The sequence below is a fragment of the Acinetobacter yuyunsongii genome (assembly GCF_041021915.1).
Classification (GTDB): Bacteria; Pseudomonadota; Gammaproteobacteria; order Pseudomonadales; family Moraxellaceae; genus Acinetobacter.
Map to the genome: position 1 here is coordinate 2,146,001 of NZ_CP157435.1, position 24,238 is coordinate 2,170,238.

Here is a 24,238-nt window from a genome sequence, read left to right on the forward strand (position 1 = left end):
CATTTGATAATTCAATCAATCAAATCAACGATAGCTAAACTTAGAGCTTTTTAGGTAAACGAACCAAAACCGATAAACCACCTAAATCAAGACTTCGAGATAAAACTAGGCTTCCACCTAACCGCTGTGTGGCTTTATCGACAATTGAAAGTCCTAGACCACTGCCCACTTCTAAATGATGGTGCACTCGATAAAAACGTTTTAGAACTTTATCGTATTGTTCAGCATCAATACCGATACCGCTATCTTCGATTTGAATACAAGCAAAATCGTCACTGTCACTGTAAACCGAAATATTAATAACACCTTGATCTGGCGTGTACTTAATCGCGTTATCAATCAGATTAAAAATAATTGAATGAACAGTTGATTCAAGACTTTGCATTTCAATCAAATCGTTACGTTCAAAACCTAAGTCAATTTCTTTTTGCATTGCAAGATTAACAAGCTGTTCAACACAATTGAGTGCGACATCATTCAAACGAAAGTGAGTATTTGGTTCGATTAAACTTAATCCAACATCTTGTTTTGCTAAAGCTAAAAGCTGCGTCACCAAATGCTGAATACGCGCCAAGCCTTTACTCAAATTTTGCAATGCTTCATGTTCAGGAAATTGACTAATCAGAATCTTGGTCTGTAAATTGAGTGCAGTGACGGGTGTTCGTAATTCATGTGCAGCATCTGCTATAAACTGCTTTTGTTCGGTTTGAGCATGTTGAATTCGTTCAAATAAATGATTCATCTCCTCAATAGTTGGGATCAACTCTTGAGGATAATCATTGCCATCAATGGGCGCTAAACCATCTGAATCACGTCGCCTTAATTCTGTTTTGAAATCGTCGAGAGGTTTTAAACTCAAACGAATGATAAAAGCTAAAACGAAAATCGCAAAAGGCAATAAAATAATATAGGGAACAAACATACTCCCTGCCAATTCCCAAGCAAATGATTGGCGAACATCTTCCTGCTGACTAACTTGTATTTGATAGTCTTTTAAAGGAATGACATAGACACGCCATTTGCCTTGTGGCGTGTCTTGGCTATAAAAACCCGCTTGTTTTACAGGCGGAATGAGTAAGTGTGTTTGATGCCATAAATGACTTTGATCTTTATAAGCCCAAATATCAACCAGCAAATCTTCTTCGTGATATGTGCGATGTAATTCAACTTTACTCACAACAGTTGTTAATGGCTGAGCAGTCGAACGCTCAGCCATATATTGCATTTGTGTATCAAGAATTTCATCAACTTCATGTAAAGCTGTTTTATAAGCTGTAAAAATTAATAAACATCCAAGCAGCAAACTAAAGACCGAGGTTCCCCAAATCAGTCTTTTTTTCAGTGAATATTGCTTAGATATTTTCATAAATATTTATGATTGTCCTAGTCGGTAACCCAAACCACGGATGGTTCGAATAAAATCTTTCCCTAGTTTTGCACGTAAGTGATGTACATAAACCTCTATGGTATTACTGGTCACCTCACTATCAAAATCATAAAGCTTATCTTCAAGATTTGCTTTGGAGAAGATTTTATTTGGATGGCTTACAAGCGGAATTAAAATTGCCCATTCACGGTTTGATAACTCAATCTGCTGTCCTTTGAAGGTCGCCAAATGCTGCTCGACATCAAGAACCAAATCACCATTTTTCAATAACTGCGATTGATTTTTAAGTTGTGCTGTTTCTGCATGACCTCGACGTAATAGTGCATTAATTCGTGCCAATAACTCATCGAACTCATAAGGTTTAATTAGGTAATCATCCGCACCTTGATTCAATCCATCGACACGGTTTTGCAGTTGATCTCTGGCTGAAATGATCAATACTGGAAGTGCACTACGTTGACGGATTTGTCTCAATACCTGCATACCATCCATCATGGGTAAACCCAAATCAAGCAAAACCAAATCAAAATTATGCTTTGCTAATAAGGATAGCCCATCTACGCCATTATTGACCCACTCTACCTCGAATTGATGGTAGCGCAACAGAGTCAATGTTGACTCTGCAATCATAAAATCATCTTCGATCATCAAGATTTTGGTCATGACTTTATCTCACCTTATGGGTTAGAACATGTCGCTAACATGTCATTTTTAGGGTCAATCACCTTAGTTTTGACATCAAGTAAACTTAACATCGTTGGAAACAAATTGTCTTGACTCAATTCGCTCTTATTTTGCTTCGCTAAACATTTCATTTGTTCTGGAGCTTGTTTTTTCCAAAGATCAGAGAACCACATAAACATTGGAACATGGGTTTGTTGAGTCGGGGCAATTGCATATGGCGCTCCATGTAAATACATGCCACTTTCACCTGTTGATTCACCGTGATCCGATAAATACCACAAGCCTGCTTGGTGCTGTGTTTGACCTTTTAACGTTTCAATCAATGAGTCCAAAACATAATCCGTATAAAGCAAGGTATTATCATAACTATTCACAAGTGAATCACGCGAACAACCTTGAATCGCATTGGTATCACAGGTTGGTTTAAAAACTTTAAATTCTGCTGGAATACGTTTGTAATAGGCTGGACCATGACTACCCATTTGATGTAGTACCACTAAGCGTGGACGCGTATCATCTTTAGGAATTGTTGCAAGGTAGGCTTTCAGGCTATCAATTAAAATATCATCAAAACATTCTTCATCTTTACACCATTTCTTTTGAATTGGCTCTGGAATCTTAAATTGTTCAACTCGATCACAAGTTCCCTTACAACCAGAATTATTATCAATCCATGTCACTTGATAACCTGCACGTTTTGCAATATCCAGTAGACCTTCACGATGGCTTGCAAGTCGTTCATCATATTCTTTACGTGGCATACCTGAGAACATGCATGGTACGGAAACAGCTGTCGCTGTACCACAAGAACTCACTTGAGCAAAATTAATTAAATCCTGTTTCGCAAGCTTCGGATTGGTATTCTTAGCGTAACCATTCAAAGAAAAGTTTTCTGCACGTGCCGTCTCACCCACCACTAAAACCATCAATTTAGGTAAAGCAGCAATATTCGCTTTCTGCATTGAAGCATCTTCACCATAAGTCACTAACGGTAAATTTTCTTTAGGTGCTTTCTTCTTATAATATGAAGCAAATGAAGCAATCATATTTTGCGGTGAGATCATTCCCTTCAAATCACGGTGTTCACGGAATATCGCTGCAAAATCAACGTAAAAAACAAACAATAATCCACCAACCAAAGCCAATGAAACAATTGAAGCAATCACTTTTTTTACAATTTGACGCAGCATTGGTTCAGGCTTTAACTTCACCATCAAAATAGCAATGATGGGAATTACTGTCATTCCTAATGTCCATACAACTAAATGCCAAGACCATGTATCACGTGCTTCAGCAACATCAGTTTGCATTAAATTTTGCACTTGCTCTGATGTAATTAAAACACCAAGCGTATTCACAGCATATGAAGCAAAGCCACCAATAAAAACTAAAACAATCGCTATTGGTTTTGCTGTCCATTTCCAGTTAAAAAGCTGAAAAATAAAATGATAAGCTGCAACAACGACTATAACGGATGCTGCGACAAACATTCCCGCTTTTATCCCAGTATAGGGCGTAAGCGATTGGATTTTTTCATAAAAAGCAAAGTTAAGAAAAATACCTAACCATATTGCAAGCAATAGATTAAATGCAAACAAGGATATCGATTTGGTCTTGAGTTTCTGTAGGAACATGATCTTCACAGTCTGAAAATAGATTTCTTAACTTGCTTAAGATAAGAATAAAAACTTAAAAATGACTTAAACTAAATAATTGAGAGTTAACAAAACAATGGATCTATATCTAGACATCAAAGTATATTTCAAAATAATTCATTTTAAAACAATGAATTCCATTTACTTTCCATCTAAAATTTATCTTAGTTTTATTATCGAAAATCATTTTATTCAGTTAAATGATTATATTACAACATAATAAAATAGAAATAAAAAAACACCCCCTAAGTCAAACTTAGGGGGTGTTTTTAGATACAAGATATTAGAATTTAAATTCTAAACCTAATCCTGCTACAGGTTGCTTATCTTTTTTGTCCGCTTGTTCAAGCGTTAGATAACCTGCATAACCGTATGTTTTAACTTGTTTGCTAAATGCATAGTCAGCACCAGCAATCACTTGTTTGGCTTTGAAGTCTGCACTGTTGTCTTTGAAACTGGTATCGTTTTGGCTGTATTGAGCTTTCACTGTCCAGTTTTTAGACTGTGGAATGTTATATTCAGCACCAACTAACCAACCTTGTGCATCATCAATATTTTTAGCTTTTGCAGCCCATTTAGTTGCATCACCTGCATCAGCATAAGAAGTTTCTTCAACTTCTGAACTTTGATAAAGTGCTTTAAGCGCTAAACCTTCAATTGGATTTAATCGGCCAATCGCACGAACTGTATTGGCAGCAGCAAACACTGATCCGCCAGCAATTTCAGGATCAGATGCATTTAAAATACCTTTACCTAAGAACGTACTTGGGATCGCTTTGTCATAACCAAGACCCGCAACAAAAAGTGGGTTTTCATAAGTTACCGAAGCTGACCAAGCATCACCTAAGCCCTGACCTTCAACTTTAGCACCACCACTGCTTTGCTTAATCCCAGTCGCCTCACCTGTTGCCAGTAAAGCATTAAATTTAAATGCACCATCAAGAACTTTGACTGCAGGTGACTCATAGATCACTACATTATCAATACGGTTTTCGCCAGTAAAAATCCCTGTTACATCTGCTTTGTTAGCAACATAGTTGTTGAAGGTATCTACAACACTTGAGAGTTGCTTGACTGGTGTGTCATGTTTACCAATTTTAACTGTACCCAACTTGCTGTCTTTTAAGCCAACAAAACGGTTACGTTGGCTCCAATCAGTGGTGTCGCCATCAGCACTTAAACCCCATTCTGCAGCATATACAGCGCTTAAACGATCAGTGAGTTTTTCATCGCCTTTAATCCCAATGAACGAACTATTTGAGCTAATTTCCCAAACATCTTTATTTCCAATCGTTGCATTTTTTTCTGGTAAATAATCAACACTGGCATCAATCTCACCATAGATTGTTGGTGCTGCAAATGTTGAAGTTGCGAGTAAACCAAGCACTGCTGCTGTTACAATTTTGATTTTCATTGTTTACGTCCTAGCTAAATTTGTAACAAATCCTACACATTAACTTTATATGACAAAACGATTAAAATCTTATTTATTTATTCTATTTTCGACTAAAGTTTAATTTTTACACACATCAATTACATTTTATGAATTTTATAAAAAATTTTTTTTATTAATAAATTTCAATGAATTAAATAATACTATTAAAAACACTATTCCATGAAAAATACTTATACGCAATCACGAGACTTTGAGTTAAAACAATAAACTTTGCGAATGAAGCAATATAAAAACTATCCTTTATATTTCAAAATTAAGAAATATTAAAAGAAATTTGTAATAAAAATTTGTTTTCATCTTGTATTTTCTTTCCAATAGAACATCGGGAATAGACACAAAATAGCAACCATACAAATCAAACATAAGTAACGATAATACCCAATCGCATCAGCCAAAATTCCACTTCCTAAGTAGAGTAAACCACTCATCGTAGCCATAATCGATACCTGAAAAGTAAAATCTGTACCTGCAAATGCTTTGCGACTGTACTGCATAATCAAAGTTAAGATGACCACTAATAACATTGCTGAACAAGCATCTTCAAATGCATTGACGATATATAACCAAAATGGCGTAATCTGCTGATTAGTTTCATAGCCATAAGCAATGCCCGTATAAGCAACTAAACTGATAATCTTCAGAATTGAGAAAGTAATTAAGCATTGTATTCTGGAAAAATGTTTCAATAAAAGCCCTGCAACACCTGCTCCCACCAGCGCTGCCATAGCACCAAATATGGTGATAAAAACACCTATTTGGGTGTAATTTAGGCCCATATCTACCATCAAAGGTTTTAATACTGGTCCTGCCAAACCATCAGCAACTTTAAAACTCAATAAGACCATCAACCACGTTTTTAACTCTTGAGAAGATGTAAAATACGTAAGATATTTTTTAATTGATTGGCTAAATGAAATCGAAGAAGTTGTCTGCGCGCTATTTGTAAAATCATGCCTAGGCTCTCGATAAAACAAAATAGGTAGGGTATTCAAAAAGACCAACATGGCTAAAATAAGAAATGTCTTTTGCCAATTTAACCAATCTAAACACCAAAGCACTGCTCCACCACCAACAATAAATCCTAAGCGTGAACCAATCACTTGAAAAGTATTACCCCAATGCTGTTGATCCTGTTTGAGTAAATTGACAGCTAAAGCATCTGTGGCAATATCTTGTGTCGCACCAGTAAAATTCATCAAAAAAAGTAAGACAAAGAAAATAAATAAATAACTGGGTTGATCAAGTGCTTGAATAGGGAAAAATGACAAAATAATCAAAATAAAAACACTGGATAATTGCGTTGGAATAATCCAGCTACGGTAATGCCCTAAACGAGAGAGTGCAAAACGGTCAACATAGGTTGCCCAAAAGATTTTGATCGACCAAGGCAGCATCAGTAAACCAAAACCACCGATGTGTGCTAAAGAGACACCTTGTGCCCTTAAAATTACGGGTAAGGCATGGGTCATGAAACCTACAGGTAATCCCTGTGCCCAATATAGAGAAAACAATAAAATGTAAATCTGTCGAAGATTAAGCATTTACAGTTTTCCAGAGTAACAAAAGAGAGAACTCAAGTATCCAATCCTTTCATTGATCTGGCAATAAAATCTTAGTTTTTGCCAATGCTAGACCATTCATGAGCGTTTAACATAAGTTGTAGTTGTCATCGTATTTACAGATTTATGCCACAATATTTTCCTGACTTACCTCCGTTAGTTCCGCAACGTGGAACGGCTTTCAGTCGTACTTTGTGTAGAAAACTGTTTTTAGGACAAGGTTGGACTGTGGTTGGAGAAATTCCAAACTTACCCAAAGCAGTTGCTATTATTTCTCCACACACTTCAAATATTGATGGTTGGTATGGTTTCTTGGCAATTGGAGGGCTCGGTTTAAAAATTACAGTTTTGGGAAAAGATACTTTATTTAAACCACCTTTTAAGTCAATTTTAGATTGGGCAGGACTCATTCCTGTTCACCGCGATAGTACCAATGGTCTGACTGAACAAGTGGTCGCGACTATTCACAAATATGACAAAATTTGGGTTGGCATGGCGCCCGAGGGAACACGAAAAAAAGCTGAAAAAATAAAAAGTGGCTTTTATCATATAGCTCATGCAGCAGCAATACCCATTGTGATGTTCGCTTTCGACTACGATCGCAAAACCATTTACAGCTTAGGAGCATTTACACCAACAGGTCACTATCAAAATGACCTTGAACAGATTATGCAGCGTTATGTTGGTCATTTTTCTCCAAAGAATCCTGCTTGGCTGGCAGAACCATTACAAAAACTAGTGAAAAAGGACTAGAAAATTAGGGGTAAATCTGCTCTGATGTGCCCATCTTTTTGTCTATTTTATCTCCACTTCATATGAAAATTGCTCGACTGTCTTGCTTGGCTTTATTCAGCTTAGCTTTATTTGGTTGTGATCAAACTGTAAAAAATGCTCCCCCTACGACTTCGATTAAAGCTCGTGAACCTGTTATCGCTTTGGCTTTAGGTGGAGGTGGTGCAAAAGGTTTTGCGCATATTGGTGTCATTAAAGTTTTAGAATCTCATGGTATTAAAGCTAAGATTGTCACTGGAACAAGTGCAGGTAGCTTTGTTGGAAGTATTTATGCAAGTGGGCAAACCCCTTATCAAATGCAAAATCTCGCATTAAAACTTCAAGAATCTGATTTGCGTGATCTTACCATCAATAGCCAAGGCATTATCCTTGGGCAAAAACTGCAAAACTATGTCAATACGCAAGTTGGTAACAAACCAATTGAAAAATTTCCAATTCGCTTTGCGGCGGTTGCCACTCGTTTAGACAATGGTAAAAAAGCTGAGTTTATTAAAGGAAATGCAGGTCAAGCCGTACGGGCCTCTTGCAGTATTCCCAACGTCTTTGTTCCAGCTGTGATTGGTAATACCAAATATGTAGATGGTGGTTTAGTCAGTCCTATTCCTGTGAAAACTGCGAAAGATATGGGTGCTGATATTGTGATTGCAGTCGATATATCTGCACGTCCAACAGGTGATAAACCATTAAGCATGTGGGGTTTATTGGATCAGACCATTAATATTATGGGGCAACAAAGTATTAATGAAGAATTGAGCCAAGCAAATGTTGTAATTCAACCGAAAGTCGGTCATTTGGGTGTACTTGATCTGAAATCGAGTAATCAAGCAATTTTAGAAGGTGAAAAATCGGCTCAAGCGAAAATCACATCAATCCAAAATGCAATTGCAACATTTAAGAAATCTCCTGCTGCATTTAAACCTGCAGCAAAAGCTAAATTCTAATCATTATCTTCAGGGGCTGCTGCTATTTTATAATAATCATCAGCCCCAATATCTAAAAAAACAATCTTTGTATATTCATAAACATAATGATCTGCTACAGTGCCAAAGTGAATGTTTTTTCACCTACCTCAGTTTAATGATGCGAGCAAATCTATGGAGTTTGTAGTTGAACCTTGGCACTGGTTTGTATTAGGAATTTTGCTGATCCTTTCAGAGTTGATTTTGACCGCTTTTGCTGCGTTATGGTTTGGCGTAGCCGCAATTATGGTCTGCATTTTACTATGGCTTTTCCCAATGATGGGCTTTACCACCCAAGTGGTCACATGGGGAATTTTATCCATTTTATGTACGATTCTTTGGTTTAAGTTTATCAAACCACTTTCAATTGATAAAACTAAAGCAGGTCTAGCGCGTGAATCAACAATAGGGCAAGTGGGTATGGTGATTAAAACTGGACTTGATCATGGACAAATCGTCGTACGCTTTCCCATGCCCCTTTTAGGTTCTGATGAGTGGAATTGCCGTTCTACAGCTCCAGTACAAGTTGGTGATCGTGTCCGAGTAATTGATATTTTAGGTAATGATTTAGTCGTTCAACCACACAGCAACTCATAAACATAAAGAGGGTTTCCAATGTATATCGGTAATATTGTTGTCTTAGCACTTTTAGCTTTTATTGGCATAACTATTTTTAAAGGGGTGCGTATTGTTCCTCAAGGGTATAAATGGATTGTACAACGTCTAGGTAAATACCATACCACCCTAAACCCGGGTCTGAACTTTGTTATTCCTTATATCGATGAAGTGGCATATAAAATTACAACTAAAGATATTGTGTTAGATATTCCATCACAAGAAGTGATTACTCGAGACAATGCTGTTTTAGTGATGAATGCAGTCGCTTATATCAATCTAACAACTCCAGAAAAAGCCGTGTATGGAATTGAAAATTATACATGGGCAATTCAAAACCTAGTGCAAACTTCATTACGTTCGATCGTCGGCGAAATGGATTTAGATGATGCTTTATCATCTCGTGACCACATTAAGGCAAAATTAAAAGCTGCCATTTCTGATGACATTTCAGATTGGGGCATCACCCTTAAAACAGTTGAAATTCAAGATATTCAACCATCTCACACCATGCAAGCTGCGATGGAAGCACAAGCAGCGGCTGAACGTCAACGTCGTGCAACGGTGACGAAAGCAGATGGTGAAAAACAAGCTGCGATTTTAGAGGCGGATGGTCGTTTAGAAGCTTCCCGTCGTGATGCAGAGGCTCAGGTAGTCCTTGCTGAATCTTCACAACGTGCGATTGAAATGATCACCACTGCTGTAGGTGATAAAGAAATTCCTGTTGCTTATTTATTGGGTGAACAATATGTGAAAGCAATGCAGGATCTATCTAAATCTAGCAATGCAAAAACTGTGGTACTCCCATCAGATGTACTTAATGCTATCCGTGGAATTATGGGAAAACATTAAACTCCCTTTCCAATCAAAATAAAGCAGCGTTATCGCTGCTTTATTTTTTATACATTTTGAATCAGTTTTCGTTCTTTAACTGGCAATTTTCCTGCCACCAAATCATAAGAATCTTTAATTAGGTCTTGCAGCAAATCTGCTGTAATTTCATCACCGCTAGCAATTGATATCCAATGTTTATTATTCAAATGGTAACCTGCCGAAATTAAAGGATATAGCTCCTGATATTCCAAGCTTTTCTCAGGCTTACATTTGATGGTTACAAGCAACTTTCCAGAATATGCACCAATCAACATAAACATTTTGTCAAAAATTTTAAACACCTCACAATCTGGTCCAAAGCGTTGCGACTGGATTCAAAAAGCAAGTTTTTGTCCATACTCGAGTGCAAGTTGTTTTAATTGATCATCCTTCATAAAACCGTATCCTATTTTATTTCTTATCGTTTATGGTCTTGGTTTAGATCAACTTTGGCGTGCTAACAAGAATTGAGAAATTTCAACAAGTTCTTTAGCATCATCCCCGAAATATGCTAATGCTTCAAAAGCTTGATCGTGTAAAGTTTGAGCATAAGCCTGAGCTTGAACCAATCCCATCAATGCAGGATAAGTAGATTTTTGCACTTGCTCGTCTTTACCCGCAGTTTTACCTAAAATTTCAGTGCTTGCTGTAATATCTAAAATATCATCTTGAACCTGAAAAGCTAAACCAATGCTTTGCCCAAATTGACGCAATTTAGGAATTGCTTGATCTGTCCCAGTAAAGATAGTCACAGCACCCATCATGATCGCAGCTTGAATCAATGCACCCGTTTTATTACGGTGAATATTTTCTAATTCAGTTTGATCAACTTGTTTACCTTCAGCTTGTAAATCAAGCACCTGTCCGCAAACCATTTTAGAGCTTGCTGTCGCCAAAATCTGCATTTGTTTTAAGACAATGGCTGCATCTGTACCTTGACCTTGTTCATCAAACAAACGACTGCCCAATATCTCAAATGCCATGGACTGTAAAATATCACCAGCCAATAGTGCAGTATCTTCGCCAAATGCCACATGACAAGTTGGTTGACCTCGACGTAACAAATCATTATCCATACACGGCAAATCATCATGTGCCAAGGAATAACAATGTATTAACTCAATCGCAACGGCAGCACGACGGGCCGCTGCAAAATTATGATTTGGCAATAAAGCTGCTGTTGCATAACATAATGCAGGACGAACACGCTTACCGCCCAACATTACCGCATGATGAACGGCTGACTTTAAAGGTTCAGGAATAGAAAATGCAGCCAATGCTGTCAATAAATCTTGTTGAATACGTTGTTGAGATTGTTGTAGAACATCCGCATTAACTTGAGAAATAGATGACACGATTGCCTCGGGAAATTTTAATGAAAGGATCAACCGACAAAAACTTGCCAGAATGACAACATCATAACATTATTTATTTAGAGAAATTGTTTTTGTGTTTTTAATAACTTTAAAATAATAAAGCCTTCAAACGAAGGCTTTATTCATAAGATCAAATCAGTATTTAGAAAGTATCACCCGGCACACGTACCCAACCTTCCATCAATACACGTGCACTACGACTCATGATTGCTTTCTTCACTGCCCACTTCCCATCGATTAACTCGGCTTGAGCACCGACACGTAAAGTGCCTGATGGATGACCAAAACGAACTGCTTCACGCTCGCCACCACCTGCTGCTAAATTCACTAAAGTACCCGGAATTGCGGCTGCCGTTCCAATCGCCACGGCTGCTGTCCCCATCATGGCATGATGTAGCTTACCCATAGACAATGCACGTACCAATAAATCGACATCTGTTACTTCAACAGTTTTGCCACTTGAAGAAGTATAGCTTTTAGGTTCTGAAACAAAAGCGATTTTAGGGGTATGCTGACGTGCTGCTGCTTCTGAAATATCTTTGATCAAGCCCATCTGAACTGCACCATATGCGCGAATTTTTTCAAAACGTGCTAAGGCTGCGGCATCCCCATTAATATGATCTTGTAATTCTGTTCCTTGATAGCCAATATCTTCAGCATTCAAGAAAATAGTTGGAATACCTGCGTTAATAAATGTTGCTTGGAATGTTCCAACATCAGGCACAACCAATTGATCAACAACATTTCCTGTAGGGAACATATCCCCACCCTCTTCACCATCATCAGCAGGGTCTAAAAATTCAATTTGCACCTCTGCTGCAGGGAAAGTCACTCCATCTAATTCAAAATCACCTGTTTCCTGAACCTGACCATTGGTTACTGGGACATGTGCAATAATGGTTTTTTGAATATTCTTTTGCCAAATGCGTACCGTACAAATCCCATTTTCAGGAATACGATCTGCATCGACCAGACCATTAGAAATCGCAAATGAACCGACTGCTGCTGTCAAGTTGCCACAGTTACCACTCCAATCTACAAAAGCTTGATCAATTGAAACTTGTCCAAATAAATAGTCGACATCGTGCTCTGGCTCGGCACTTTTTGCCAAGATCACAGTTTTACTGGTACTTGAAGTTGCACCGCCCATACCATCAATCTGTTTACCATACGGATCTGGACTTCCTATAACTCGTAGCAAGAGCAAGTCACGTGCCTTTCCTGCAACTTGTGCGGCTTCAGGTAAATCATTGAGATTGAAAAAGACACCTTTACTCGTGCCACCACGCATGTAGGTTGCAGGGACTTTAATTTGTGGTACTGAACTCATGTCAATTTCATCCTTTTATCATGTTCTTGGTGCAAGTGAATGTGAGCTTAAATTATCGTAGAGTCATCTGAAATGCCATACGACTATACGATTAAAGCAAAACGGAATAGATAAAGCACATCGTATATATTGAGTAAAGTTGAATAACTCAACAATGGCACGAAAATAAACAACTGCTGTTTAAAAAACAAAATTTTGATTTAAATGTCTAAAATACCACCACAACTTAGTTTACCATTCGTTCAAATATATGATTTTAAATAACTTTTAAAAACTACTTTCCAGTCATAGCCAAGCTGTACTTTTACTAGGCTAAAACTTTGCAATCTATTAGAATATTCCACTTATTCCTCGTCGAGCTCAGTCCTTTGAACAACGATTCTTCTCAACTTCAGCGTGGACTAAAAAACCGCCATATCCAGCTCATTGCTATGGGTGGAGCTATTGGTACGGGCTTATTTTTAGGTTCTGCGCAAGTCATCCAGTCTGCTGGACCATCAATTATTTTGGGTTACGCAATCGGTGGTTTGATTGCATTTCTCATCATGCGCCAATTAGGTGAAATGATTGTCGAAGAACCTGTCGCTGGTTCATTTAGTCATTTTGCTTATCAATATTGGGGGAAGTTTCCAGGATTCTTATCAGGTTGGAATTATTGGGTACTATATATCCTTGTTGCGATGAGTGAACTGACTGCGGTTGCAAAATACATTAACTACTGGTGGCCTCATATTGCGGCTTGGCAATCAGTGTTATTTTTCTTTGTCATTATTACGGCAATTAATCTAACTAACGTTAAATTATATGGTGAATCAGAGTTTTGGTTAGCTATCATTAAAGTCACAGCTGTTGTCGCTATGATTTTATTTGGTTTGTTTTTACTTTTCACAGCAGATGCGAATTCAACAGCCTCATTTAGTAACCTTTGGTCACATGGTGGATTCTTTCCAAACGGTTTTGATGGTTTGTTTTACATGCTTGCCTTTATTATGTTTGCTTTCGGTGGAATCGAACTGATTGGTATGGCTGCGGCAGAAGCGAATGATCCAAAGAAAACCATTCCAAAAGCAATTAATCAAGTTGTTGTGCGTATTTTGGTTTTCTATGTTGGCTCATTAGCGATTCTCCTTTCACTTGTGCCTTGGAACCAACTGGATTTAGGTGGTTTAGACAAAAGTCCATTTGTGATGATTTTTAGTCAAATGGGAATTGGTTGGGCGGCTCATTTACTTAACTTCATTATCTTAACAGCAGCTTTATCTGTATATAACAGCGGTATGTTTGCCAATAGCCGTATGCTTTTCGGTTTAGCACAACAAGGGAATGCGCCTAAAGTTTTCGCTAAAGTAAATAAACAAGGTGTACCGATTCCTGCTGTTTTATTATCTGCTTTATTGATTTTTGGTTGCGTACTGTTGAACTATTTTGTTCCAGAAGATGCCTTAGGTCATTTGATGTATGTGGTGGTTGGCGCTCTAGTGCTTAACTGGGCGATGATCAGCTTAACTCATTTAAAATTCAAAGCGATGGTCAAGGAAAAGAATTTAAAAACGAGTTTCCCTGCGTTATGGTCACCAATCAGTAACTACTTAGTCTTAGTTTTCATTGCAGTCGTACTGTACATCATGTGGCAACAAGGTTTCAAAGAATCTGTGCTGATGATCCCAATCTGGATTGTATTGATGTTTGTGCTATATAAAGCTTTAAATCTTAAAGCGAAAGATTAAATATCTGATCAAATTCATCAAAAAGTGATTGCTTAGGCAATCACTTTTTTGTTTATAATCATAAAATTATGCGCTTATAGCTTAACTGGATAGAGCAGTTGCCTCCTAAGCGACCGACGTGGGTTCGAGTCCCGCTGAGCGCACCATTTAGATAATTGAGATATAAACACTCGCATCCTTGAATAAAGTAAAAATCGATAAATAATTAATTTTTAAAAATAAATTTAACTATTTAATTCGCTAATAATCCTTTCACTTCGGTGAGTAAATCTTGCTGGTCTATCTCAGACGGATGAAAACTAGCTTTATAGAATGCTAAATCATCAGGCAGTAAACGCCATGTCATTTGAGTCAGCCCTAAAAGCGTTTGAGCATTTTTTAAAAGTTGTGCTGGGGAGTACAAGGTATTTTTGCGGTGTTGCTAGGCAAGATGACTGGTCATCACAATCGTACTAGTTATAAATCCCACTGTGGAAAGCTCATCGATAGTGCTGTGATAAAATGTGACATTAGCGTAGATTCAATATAGTGCGCTTTAATTTTCTCAGGTTTAAAATGCGTTTGGCGCACCGTAATTGTATTATGTGACATTCTGGCTTTCCTTCCCCTAAAACTAAAGCGCAAACAGTTTTAACTACGTTAATAAGACCATCAAGAAATCATATATTCAACAGCAAACCGACAAGAGCTACATCATCCCTTCAACAAGCTTAGATATAAATTCCCACTTAGTTCCAAATTAGAACTATGATTAAATTATAATCTACTATTCATGCTGTCAATTTGTTTTTCATGTATTTTCTCAATTTGTCCTATAAAGATATTTTGTGACCTTAAAGCGGTTATTTGCTAAATCAATACTAGATAAAACAGTAGATACACCTAAACATCCCAAGACTTTTCAATTGATGTAATTTGACTATGAACGCTTTGATGTTCTGCTTGTTTTACTGTGCACCATAATTCCATAAATTCTTTACCTAAATATTCTGCAAATATCTTGTTATTTTTAAATAATTTTAAAGCTTCAATTTGCTCAATTGGCAATAAATAATGTTTAGATTTAAACGTAAGTTGATTGATTTGTTTCGGTACTTCTAACTGGTGTGTTAAACCATAAAGTGTGCCAATCAAAATCATGGCAATGGTAAGATAAGGATTACAATCTGCTCCTGCCACACGGTACTCCAATCTTTGATTTTCTTGATCAGAGCACGGTATTCGAATAGCCACATTACGATTATTTAGCCCCCAACTCGCCTCTAAGGGAACATGATGACCTTTTTTAAAGCGTCTAAAAGAGTTTAAATTGGGTGCCAAAATTGCCATCGAACTTGGCATTAACCATAACAAACCACTGATGACTTTTAAGAGATCTTGAGATAACTCATCTTTCCGAGGACTAAAAATATTGTTTTGATCGTGATCAAGCAAACTCATATGAAAATGCATGCCACTGCCCGCTTTTAACAAATCTGGCTTTGCTAGAAAATTTGCACGAAATCCGTGTTTATGTGCAATTTGTTTAATGGTTCGTTTTAACAACATAATCTGATCACATAACTTTAAAAGATCACATGTGTGTTGCAGATTAAGCTCATATTGCCCTAAAGATGCTTCAGAAATAATTCCTGTAATTATAATATTCTGTAGTTTAGCGATAGCTTCAATCTCATCTAAAATTTGTTGATGTGTATCAGAGAGATGAATATCAAAACATTGCGTTATTAATTCTTGAACTTCCTGTTCCCCATTCAACGGCTGCAAATAAAATTCTATTTCTGCAGCAATACAAGGGTGATAGTTTTTTTCATGTAATTGTTGGAGTATTCTTTTTAAAATATTACGAGGTTCAATTAAACATTCTTGATGGCGATCATCTTTCATCGTCAATAACAATTGAGCATTAGTTTCAGGCTCAATGGCGCAAGGTTGCAATGAACCTAGGATAGGCTGACACAAATGATCTGGTTCACCAATAAATTTACCCAATCCTGTTTCTTCTATCACATTTCCATTTAGACTCATCGCATAAATAGAAATAGGTAAATAACATGCTTTCACCAATTGTGTTAAGCATTTGACATCAATTCTTTTACCTCGTAGATGTCCATTCAAATCATACAAATAAATATCAATATGTTGTGTATTCGGATACTTTTCTAAATAATGATCTACTTCCTGTAAAAATAATCCCTTATCGAGCAGAATATTTTCAGATTTTTGCTCATTTGATTGATTAATCACATTATTAGAATTTAATAGCTGATTCAATTCTACAAAGACAGCATTCATAAATTAAACCAAGTTCATATTGTTACGAATAGAATAATTTATGCTTATAAATATGTAACGTTAAGATAATATAAACTTATCTCAGCTCAGTATAAATTTATCGTAAAATTCAAATAACCATTTAGCATTTTGTTAGACATCATAAGCACTGGTCGATGTAATTTTACGAATTCTAACAGTCAATTCATTCTCGATATAATTGACAGATACAACCAACATCAAACCAATCATAAAAGATCCAATGATATCAAATGGAAAATGAACCCCAACATAAATCCTTGATAAACCAACGACAATACCGGCAAAAATACCGAATATACCAATCTTCTTAAAGCCTGCTAACCAATATGAAAAAGCAATGATTGCAATGGTTAAGGTATGCTGACTGGGAAATGATGAACTTGGACCATGTCCAATAAGTTGATGACCTAGTCCTATTTCAAACGGACGTGGATGATGGTAGAAAACTTCAGCCAAATCACTCAGGATTAAAGAAAGTAACACAATTAAAAGTGTCTTAGCGAATAAATAGTTATAGATTTTCCATTTGTAAATCAATAAAAATAAGAGAAAACATATAAAAACTGTATTTAAATCATGTGCCGTGAATATGGCAATTCTATCTAAAACAGGACTTTGAGTTGCAATCGAGTTGATACAATCAAACAAATACATGTTTAAGCTTTCAAATATCATTGCATATTTATCTTTTTAGATTCACTCACTGCAATATATAAGCGAATCATGAAAGAATGATTAAATCTCTATCAAAATTAATTTTAAATAACGTCTAGTTCTTTGCATTTCACTAAGCAAACTTTTTACGATATTGATTAGGCGAAATTCCCGTCCAGTGACAATACGCTTTCCTAAAGTTTGAAGTATCTGAAAAACCAAGTCTTTCTGCAATTTCGTCCATACTCAGTGTCGTTGCAGCCAGATATTCATCAGCAAGACGAGTTCGCGTACTATCCAATATTTCTTGGTAACTCACGTTCAGATCGGCTAAACGGCGATATAAAGTTCTTTTAGATACATTTAATTGATCTGCCATTTGTTGAGCAGTTGGAAAATTCCCAACACTGTCCAAGAAAATAAGACGAATCGTTTTGATCAGTTCAGATTCCTCATCATTTTCATCTCCCAACATCCGTTCACAAAAGGATTGGCACATATCCGCAGTAATCGGGTTTGCATTTGGACAAGGCGCATCTAACCATGCTAAATCGAAATGCCATTGCATCACCTCTGCATCGAATTCCACAACACAACCAAACACCTTTTGGTATTCATCTGCATATTCAGGGGCAGGATAAGGCAGCAATAACCTTTTAGCTTGAAATGGCGCTTCGAGTACACACTGAATTAAGGTCTGCATTGAACTAAACCAAAACTCGCAAATTAATGGTAATAAATGTCCTAAAGCAATAATTTCCTTAGCCTCAAAAATTGCAGTATCATTTTGTATATAAAATGATTTTTGCAGTACAGGACTGGCTAGTTTGATATGTCGAATGCCAAGTTCGACGGCTTGTTGAAAATTACGGGAAGAGTACAGTGCATAACCGTACACCCCAAAATCTGATAATTTTTGTTTTTGCCCTGCCCTAAGCCCGATCAATGGATCTTTAGACAAAGATTGGATATTTTGAAATAGCTTCAACTTTTGATATTGAGATATTGTTGTGGTCGCACTTGTCAGCGCATCATGCGCAATACCCGTACCGTCCAACATCTGAGCGATGGAATATCCTTGTTTTTGCATTTCATCAAACAAACTGCTTAAACCAAGTATAGGCGTGCCTTGACCGAATAGCGTATGATCATAACGAGCTTCAATATAAATATTTTGCTCAATATTCTGTTTAGGCATTTTTACTTTATCCATTCGATCAGTAGATAATGGCACTAAATTACTTTTTGTTGTCTCAATTTAACATCGACTAAAAATTCAATCAATCATAAAGTCTATTTCTACCAATAAGCATGGAAGGAGCAACAATGACACTTTCTCATTCGCAGGAATTTAGCGACTCGGCAACTAAACATATGCGCTTGGTATTCGCCCAACAACGTGCTGCTTTTGATGCGCATCCATATCCTGATCTCGATGCTCGACGTACAAAATTATTCAAACTTAAAAAACAAATTATTCGTTACCAAGATGTTATCGCTGCTGCCATCAATAGCGACTTTAGTTCTCGATCAGTAGATGAATCAAAATTATTGGATTTATTAGGCTCAGTTTTGGAAGCAGAACATGCCATTCGACATTTACGTAAATGGATGCGTCCAAGTAAACGCCGTACTGAATTACTGTTTTTATCAAACCGTCTGGCTGTCCAATATCAACCGAAAGGTGTGGTCGGCGTGATTGTGCCGTGGAACTTCCCTGTTTATTTAGCACTTGGCCCATTGGTTGCGGCAATCGCTGCGGGCAATCGAGTCATGATTAAACTACCCGAGATTACGCCTGCAACCAATGCAGTGCTGAGACGTATGCTGGCTGAAGTTTTTTCTGAAGATGAAGTTTGTATTTTCGGTGAAGAAATTCTTAATCCTGCACAATTCACATCACTCCCTTTTAACCATATTGTATTTACTGGTTCACCTGCAATTGGTCGAGTGGTAATGCGTGCAGCAGCAGAAAACCTAACGCCTGTCACATTAGAATTAGGCGGTAAATCCCCTGCGCTTGTCAGCCGTCATTATCCATTAGCCGATGCAGCTAAACGGGTATTGCATGGTAAGGCAACCAATTGTGGGCAAATCTGTGTTGCACCTGACTATGCACTTGTACCCAAAGAACAAGTGAATCAGTTTGCAGAAGAATGTAAAAAGAATTTTACGGCGATGTATGGCAGTAACATCAGCAATAATTCTAACTACACCTCTATCGTCAATGATCGCCATTTCAAACGTTTATTAGAAATCCTAGACGATGCCAAAGCCAAAGGTGCTCAAATTATTGCCTGTGCCGAATATGATCGTGATAAAGATGCACGTCGTATGCCTGTACATATTGTGCTGAATTGCACACCCGACATGCGTATTCTCAAAGAAGAGCTGTTTGGCCCAGTATTGCCCGTAGTGGCTTACGATAGCCTTGATGACGCGATCGCCTATATCAAAGCAGGTGAACGACCTCTAGCACTCTATTGTTTCACACATGATTCAACTGAACGTGACCACATCTTAAAACAAACTCATTCAGGTGGTGTCACGATCAATGATTGGGGTTGGCATGTGGTCAACCATGATGCACCATTTGGTGGTATTGGTAACTCTGGTATGGGGACTTATCACGGTGAAGAAGGTTTCCGTGAGCTTTCACATGCGAAAACGGTTTTTGCTCGCCATCCCTTCTTCCCAACGCAATTATTCTATCCACCTTATGGCACTTGGGTGCAAAAACTTGCTTTGAGTTTCTTCTTGAAAAAAGGCGACACAAACTTAAAATAAATGGTTTATTCGTCAGAAAGAGAGTTTTGCAAACTCTCTTTTTATTTTCAATTTAGGATTGTCCTTGAAAACGTAACCCCACGCCTGCGATGGTAAAAATATATTTTGGAGTGACTGCAGAATCTCCAATTTTGCTGCGGAGTTTTTTCACCAAGATTCGAAGATAATGGGTATCTTCTTCATGGCTAATGCCCCATAACTCGGTCATAATTTGCTTTTGCGTAACAATCTTCCCCTGATGGCGAATCAATAGTGCTAACAGTTGAAATTCTTTTTTGGTGAGGACGATTTCTTCCTGAGCAAATGTCACCACATGTTCAGCCACATCCACAGATAATTGACCATCATCAAATACAATATTCTGTTCAGACTGTTGTGGTTTATTACGAAACATCACGCGAATACGGGCACATAATTCCTGAATGCTAAACGGTTTGGTCACATAATCATTCGCACCTGCATCGAGCAATTTAATTTTTTGATTTTCATCAGGGCGTGCAGATAACACAATCACAGGAATGTCCGACCAGAGTCTCATCTCGGTCAACACCTGCTGTCCTTCCATATCTGGCAAACCCAAATCTAAAATCAGTAAATCCGCACCACGGGTTGCCAAAATTTCTAAGCCTTTCATGCCATTTTCAGCAACATGCACCTGATAACCTTGCGCACGTAAAGCAATGTCCAAAAATTTTCGAATTTGCGGTTCATCATCAATAATTAAAATTGATGCATTCGGATGGGTTGTTTGCGGCATAAATAATAATTTTAATCCTGATGTAACGGTAATCGTATGCGAATTAAGGTGCCTTGACCATCTGTTCCAGCAAAAGCTTCAATACTACCCATATGAGCGCCAATAATGGCTTTGACAATCGCCAGTCCTAAACCTGTCCCCGTTTTTCCTCGATCACCGCGTTGCATGGTGTAGAACATATCAAAGATTTGCTGGCGTTCCTCTTCGGGAATGCCAATCCCTTGGTCGATAATGTCAATTTGCAGAAATTGTTCCTGTTGCTGAATCTTTATTTCAATCGGAACATTCTCTGGTGAGAACTTGGCTGCATTTTCCAAAACATTAAAAATGGCTTGTTCAATCAAAGCAGGATGCACATACAATTGCGGAAGTTCTTCCGCCAAAGCAACTTCGATTTTCACCTCAGGCTGATAGCGTTTCAGTCGTTGAGTTGCCGAGCCAATCAGCTCATCTGCACCGATCCAAGCACGACTTAAAGTCAAACCCTGATGACCTAATCGAGTCATATCCAATAGGTTTTGTATATAACGATCTAATCGTTCCCCTTCAATGTGAATGGTGTCTAATAATTCATGGCGATCACTTTCAGGCATCTGTTCGCCATAATATTTAAGGGTATCTGCTGAACCAATCATCGCGGCTAAGGGTGAACGTAAATCATGCGAGACCGAAGACAGCAAGGCGGAGCGGAGCTTTTCCGTTTCAGCCACTACTCTAGAATTTTCTAACTGTAAAGAGAGCTGAACCCGGGCAACAGTTTGCGCAATATCTTCAATCATCAACTCAGTTAAACGTTGCAATTCAAAACTAATGCTTTGAGCGTTTAGATGAAACCGAATTGCAATCACGCCATATTCTTTAACTAAATTCAGCGGAATGAACCACCATTCAGAATTGGTCAGGGTATTGGTAAAACGTCCACAGGGTTTCGCATTCTTTTGCGTCCAATCTGCGGCAATTTGATCTTTTTCATTTAAGACGGATGGATCACCTAAGGACTGATTTTCAACTTTTAACCAGACCGTGGCATTTAATGAAGTTTCTAAATGTTGTTTGGCGACATTTAACACCTGTTCAATATCTACACAGGTCGATAGCTTGCGCTCTAATTCTTGTAATTGTAACGAGACTGAATTTGCTGCGCGTAAACTCAACACCTGAGCACGTAATTGGTTGGCTAAACGCCCGACCAGTAAGGCTGAAATAATGAACGTGATAATGGTAATCACGCCGCGTTCAGCACTGATCATAAAGGTAAAGCGAGGTTCGATAAAAAAGTAGTTGTAGAGTAGAAAACAAATGAATACGCTGATAATTGTAATCAACATGCGTGCGCGTATCGCAACCAGTAATACGGTCACAATAAAAATTAAGGCTAAATCATTATACCCAATAAAATGATCACTGATTGCAGCCACAATCAATCCTAGCAATACAATGATAATACTTTCAAAAACTTCACGTTGATTAAACGCCAAGCCTTGTTCCAGCCAAGATGAATGCGCCACATCTTTCTGCAAATGCTTTTCATTATTTTTGGCTTTTAAAGGCTGAACAAAGGTGATTTCAAAAGGATGCTGTTTCTCTAAGAGTTGATCGGCAATATGATCTGAAAATAGGCGCTGCCATAACGATTTTTGAGGGCTTTTTCCGAGCAAAATATTAGATGCACCATAATCATAAGCCGCCTCTAAAATGGTCGATGCAATATGATTGCTATACAGCAAATAGGTATCGGCACCGAGCTTACGCGCTAGATTAAAAGCCTTCGTCACTGCAAAGGCTTGGGGCGTTTCAACCTTACTTCTTTGAATTGAAATGACGCTCCACGTTGCATTGCGCCTTTCTGCAATTCGATGCGCACGGCGTACCAAATCTTCAGAGAATTCAGAACCATCAATTGCCAACATGACGTGATTTTGAATCGGGATGATCTGCCCTTGCGCAACAAATTTTTCTCGATAATCAATATCGACTTGCTCTGCAACAGTTTGAATTGCCAGATCACGTAACGCTGTCAAATTCGCAACTTTAAAAAAACCTTGTAATGCATGGGGTGCAACATCGGCGAAATAAATCTTGCCATGATTCATTCGTTCTAATAATTCAGGAACAGGTAAATCAACCAGTCGAATGTCTTTCAAACGTTTCAGTAATGCATCGGGGACAGTTTCAGTGACCCGAATCCCCGTAATTTGAAAAACCACATCATTCAGACTTTCCAAATGCTGAATATTTAAGGTGCTATAGACATCAATGCCTGCATCCAACAACTCATTGACATCCTGCCAACGATATTCATGCCGACTATTGGGTACATTGCGATGGGCCAATTCATCAACAAGCACAATTTGAGGCTTTAATTTAAGAATTTGGTCGAGATCCATCTCTTCCAACATTCGCCCCTGATATTCCACAGACTTTCTTGGAATAACATTCAACCCTTGAATCAAACGTTCGGTATCAGCTCGACCATGCGTTTCGACCACGCCCACCATCACATGCTGCCCTTGTTGCGTCAGTTCATGCGCTCGGGTCAGCATGGCATAGGTTTTCCCTACCCCAGGTGCTGCACCCAAGAAAATGGTCAAACGTCCAGATTGTTCACGTTGACTATGTGCCAACCATGCATCTGCTTTATTGTTTCGGTCGATCTGCATAATTACGCTCTATCAACGTGTGGTCGATGACAATTGATCTAAGGCTAAATTTAACTGCAACACATTGACTCGCGCTTGCCCATATATGCCGAACTGTGCAGGCTGAATTTGTTGTTGTACCAAATCACGAACGTGTTGCTCAGGTAAATGACGTTGCTGTGCCACTCGTTTCACCTGTAATAAAGCACTTTCAGGTGAAATATCAGGGTCAATCCCGCTGCCCGATGCCGTTACCATCTCGTTCGGCACGTGTTGCTCAGTAATATGATTAGTCTGGGCAAATCGCACTGTTCGCTCTTTAATTTGTGTTTGTAAATCAGGATTAGAGATTGCTAAATTACTCCCCGCCATCCCATCAACACTGTAACTTACCGCACTCGGTCGTCCATGGAAATATGGTTCACTAACAAAGTTTTGCCCTACCAAACTTGACCCCACTACTTTACCATTCAGTTCAATGACACTGCCATTGGCTTGTTTCGGAAAAATCAACTGCGCAATCGAAACACTTGCTGTAGCGTACAACATGCCTGCAATCAAGAAACCAACCGTAACCAAACCGAGGCTTGGGCGTAAAACCGAATGAACAGGATTCGATAATTGAAGATTTTTTTGGTTCAATTGCTCATGCTTCAATAAAGTATTCATTTC

General features: G+C 38.1%; 20 protein-coding genes, 1 tRNA gene and 1 pseudogene. 7 read left to right on the forward strand and 15 right to left on the reverse strand.

Going from position 1 to position 24,238, the window contains the following annotated elements:
- Positions 1 to 40: 40 nt before the first annotated feature.
- From ABLB98_RS10275 to ABLB98_RS10295, 5 genes are all read right to left on the reverse strand, one after another.
- On the reverse strand, positions 41 to 1,366 hold the full coding sequence (locus ABLB98_RS10275; protein WP_348882230.1) for an ATP-binding protein: 1,326 nt from the start codon (positions 1,364 to 1,366) through the stop codon (positions 41 to 43).
- A gap of 6 nt (positions 1,367 to 1,372) precedes the next feature.
- On the reverse strand, positions 1,373 to 2,050 hold the full coding sequence (locus ABLB98_RS10280; protein WP_004664536.1) for a DNA-binding response regulator PmrA: 678 nt from the start codon (positions 2,048 to 2,050) through the stop codon (positions 1,373 to 1,375).
- Positions 2,051 to 2,064: 14 nt separating this feature from the next.
- The gene (locus tag ABLB98_RS10285) at positions 2,065 to 3,705 is read right to left on the reverse strand and encodes a phosphoethanolamine--lipid A transferase (RefSeq protein ID WP_348882231.1); all 1,641 of its coding nucleotides are present in this window, start codon (positions 3,703 to 3,705) and stop codon (positions 2,065 to 2,067) included.
- Positions 3,706 to 4,009: 304 nt separating this feature from the next.
- On the reverse strand, positions 4,010 to 5,140 hold the full coding sequence (locus ABLB98_RS10290; protein WP_348882232.1) for a porin: 1,131 nt from the start codon (positions 5,138 to 5,140) through the stop codon (positions 4,010 to 4,012).
- A gap of 335 nt (positions 5,141 to 5,475) precedes the next feature.
- Entirely contained in the window at positions 5,476 to 6,723 is a 1,248-nt protein-coding gene (locus tag ABLB98_RS10295; RefSeq protein WP_348882233.1) for an MFS transporter, read from the reverse strand.
- A 144-nt stretch (positions 6,724 to 6,867) separates the two neighbouring features.
- On the opposite strand from ABLB98_RS10295, the gene ABLB98_RS10300 reads away from it, so the two are divergent.
- The 4 genes from ABLB98_RS10300 (at position 6,868) to ABLB98_RS10315 (ending at position 9,959) form a co-directional block, all read left to right on the forward strand.
- Complete coding sequence (locus ABLB98_RS10300; protein WP_178882957.1) at positions 6,868 to 7,494, forward strand: 1-acyl-sn-glycerol-3-phosphate acyltransferase; 627 nt, start codon at positions 6,868 to 6,870, stop codon at positions 7,492 to 7,494.
- A 62-nt stretch (positions 7,495 to 7,556) separates the two neighbouring features.
- Positions 7,557 to 8,474: a patatin-like phospholipase family protein gene (locus ABLB98_RS10305; protein ID WP_348882302.1), complete on the forward strand. Its 918-nt coding sequence runs from the start codon at positions 7,557 to 7,559 to the stop codon at positions 8,472 to 8,474.
- Between the two features lie 153 nt (positions 8,475 to 8,627).
- On the forward strand, positions 8,628 to 9,089 hold the full coding sequence (locus ABLB98_RS10310) for an NfeD family protein (RefSeq protein ID WP_004664545.1): 462 nt from the start codon (positions 8,628 to 8,630) through the stop codon (positions 9,087 to 9,089).
- 18 nt (positions 9,090 to 9,107) lie between these two features.
- Positions 9,108 to 9,959, forward strand: a complete 852-nt coding sequence (locus ABLB98_RS10315; RefSeq protein ID WP_348882234.1) for an SPFH domain-containing protein — start codon at positions 9,108 to 9,110, stop codon at positions 9,957 to 9,959.
- 47 nt (positions 9,960 to 10,006) lie between these two features.
- On the opposite strand, the gene ABLB98_RS10320 is transcribed toward ABLB98_RS10315, so the two are convergent.
- The 3 genes from ABLB98_RS10320 to prpF all read right to left on the reverse strand — a co-directional run bounded on the left by ABLB98_RS10320 (position 10,007) and on the right by prpF (position 12,686).
- Positions 10,007 to 10,315 (reverse strand): MmcQ/YjbR family DNA-binding protein, encoded by a 309-nt coding sequence (locus tag ABLB98_RS10320; protein WP_348882303.1) that lies wholly within the window; start codon positions 10,313 to 10,315, stop codon positions 10,007 to 10,009.
- Positions 10,316 to 10,423: 108 nt separating this feature from the next.
- Positions 10,424 to 11,335 (reverse strand): polyprenyl synthetase family protein, encoded by a 912-nt coding sequence (locus ABLB98_RS10325; RefSeq protein WP_348882235.1) that lies wholly within the window; start codon positions 11,333 to 11,335, stop codon positions 10,424 to 10,426.
- 163 nt (positions 11,336 to 11,498) lie between these two features.
- The gene (gene prpF / locus ABLB98_RS10330) at positions 11,499 to 12,686 is read right to left on the reverse strand and encodes a 2-methylaconitate cis-trans isomerase PrpF (protein ID WP_178882954.1); all 1,188 of its coding nucleotides are present in this window, start codon (positions 12,684 to 12,686) and stop codon (positions 11,499 to 11,501) included.
- Between the two features lie 368 nt (positions 12,687 to 13,054).
- Between prpF and ABLB98_RS10335 the strand changes: the two genes are divergently transcribed.
- Together ABLB98_RS10335 and ABLB98_RS10340 are read left to right on the forward strand one after the other, a co-directional pair.
- Positions 13,055 to 14,413, forward strand: coding sequence for an amino acid permease (locus ABLB98_RS10335; RefSeq protein ID WP_249570624.1), 1,359 nt, complete (start codon positions 13,055 to 13,057; stop codon positions 14,411 to 14,413).
- Positions 14,414 to 14,483: 70 nt separating this feature from the next.
- Positions 14,484 to 14,559 (forward strand) — tRNA-Arg (locus tag ABLB98_RS10340).
- Between the two features lie 86 nt (positions 14,560 to 14,645).
- Here ABLB98_RS10340 and ABLB98_RS10345 read toward each other — a convergent pair.
- From ABLB98_RS10345 to ABLB98_RS10360, 4 genes and pseudogenes are all read right to left on the reverse strand, one after another.
- Positions 14,646 to 15,004: pseudogene (locus ABLB98_RS10345) on the reverse strand (hypothetical protein).
- Positions 15,005 to 15,295: 291 nt separating this feature from the next.
- Positions 15,296 to 16,708 (reverse strand): glutamine synthetase family protein, encoded by a 1,413-nt coding sequence (locus ABLB98_RS10350; RefSeq protein ID WP_348882236.1) that lies wholly within the window; start codon positions 16,706 to 16,708, stop codon positions 15,296 to 15,298.
- A gap of 132 nt (positions 16,709 to 16,840) precedes the next feature.
- Positions 16,841 to 17,404 carry a phosphatase PAP2 family protein gene (locus ABLB98_RS10355; protein ID WP_348882237.1) on the reverse strand — a complete coding sequence of 188 codons (564 nt, stop codon included), beginning with the start codon at positions 17,402 to 17,404 and terminating at the stop codon, positions 16,841 to 16,843.
- A gap of 112 nt (positions 17,405 to 17,516) precedes the next feature.
- Entirely contained in the window at positions 17,517 to 18,581 is a 1,065-nt protein-coding gene (locus ABLB98_RS10360) for an AraC family transcriptional regulator (protein ID WP_348882238.1), read from the reverse strand.
- A 128-nt stretch (positions 18,582 to 18,709) separates the two neighbouring features.
- Between ABLB98_RS10360 and ABLB98_RS10365 the strand changes: the two genes are divergently transcribed.
- Positions 18,710 to 20,170, forward strand: coding sequence for a coniferyl aldehyde dehydrogenase (locus ABLB98_RS10365; protein WP_348882239.1), 1,461 nt, complete (start codon positions 18,710 to 18,712; stop codon positions 20,168 to 20,170).
- A 52-nt stretch (positions 20,171 to 20,222) separates the two neighbouring features.
- Here ABLB98_RS10365 and ABLB98_RS10370 read toward each other — a convergent pair whose 3' ends face one another.
- From ABLB98_RS10370 to kdpC, 3 genes are read right to left on the reverse strand one after another with little or no spacing between them, the layout of a single operon-like run.
- The gene (locus ABLB98_RS10370; protein ID WP_348882240.1) at positions 20,223 to 20,927 is read right to left on the reverse strand and encodes a response regulator transcription factor; all 705 of its coding nucleotides are present in this window, start codon (positions 20,925 to 20,927) and stop codon (positions 20,223 to 20,225) included.
- An 11-nt stretch (positions 20,928 to 20,938) separates the two neighbouring features.
- Positions 20,939 to 23,587 carry a sensor histidine kinase KdpD gene (locus ABLB98_RS10375; protein ID WP_348882241.1) on the reverse strand — a complete coding sequence of 883 codons (2,649 nt, stop codon included), beginning with the start codon at positions 23,585 to 23,587 and terminating at the stop codon, positions 20,939 to 20,941.
- Positions 23,588 to 23,599: 12 nt separating this feature from the next.
- Positions 23,600 to 24,235 (reverse strand): potassium-transporting ATPase subunit KdpC, encoded by a 636-nt coding sequence (kdpC, locus tag ABLB98_RS10380; protein ID WP_348882242.1) that lies wholly within the window; start codon positions 24,233 to 24,235, stop codon positions 23,600 to 23,602.
- Positions 24,236 to 24,238 lie beyond the last annotated feature (3 nt).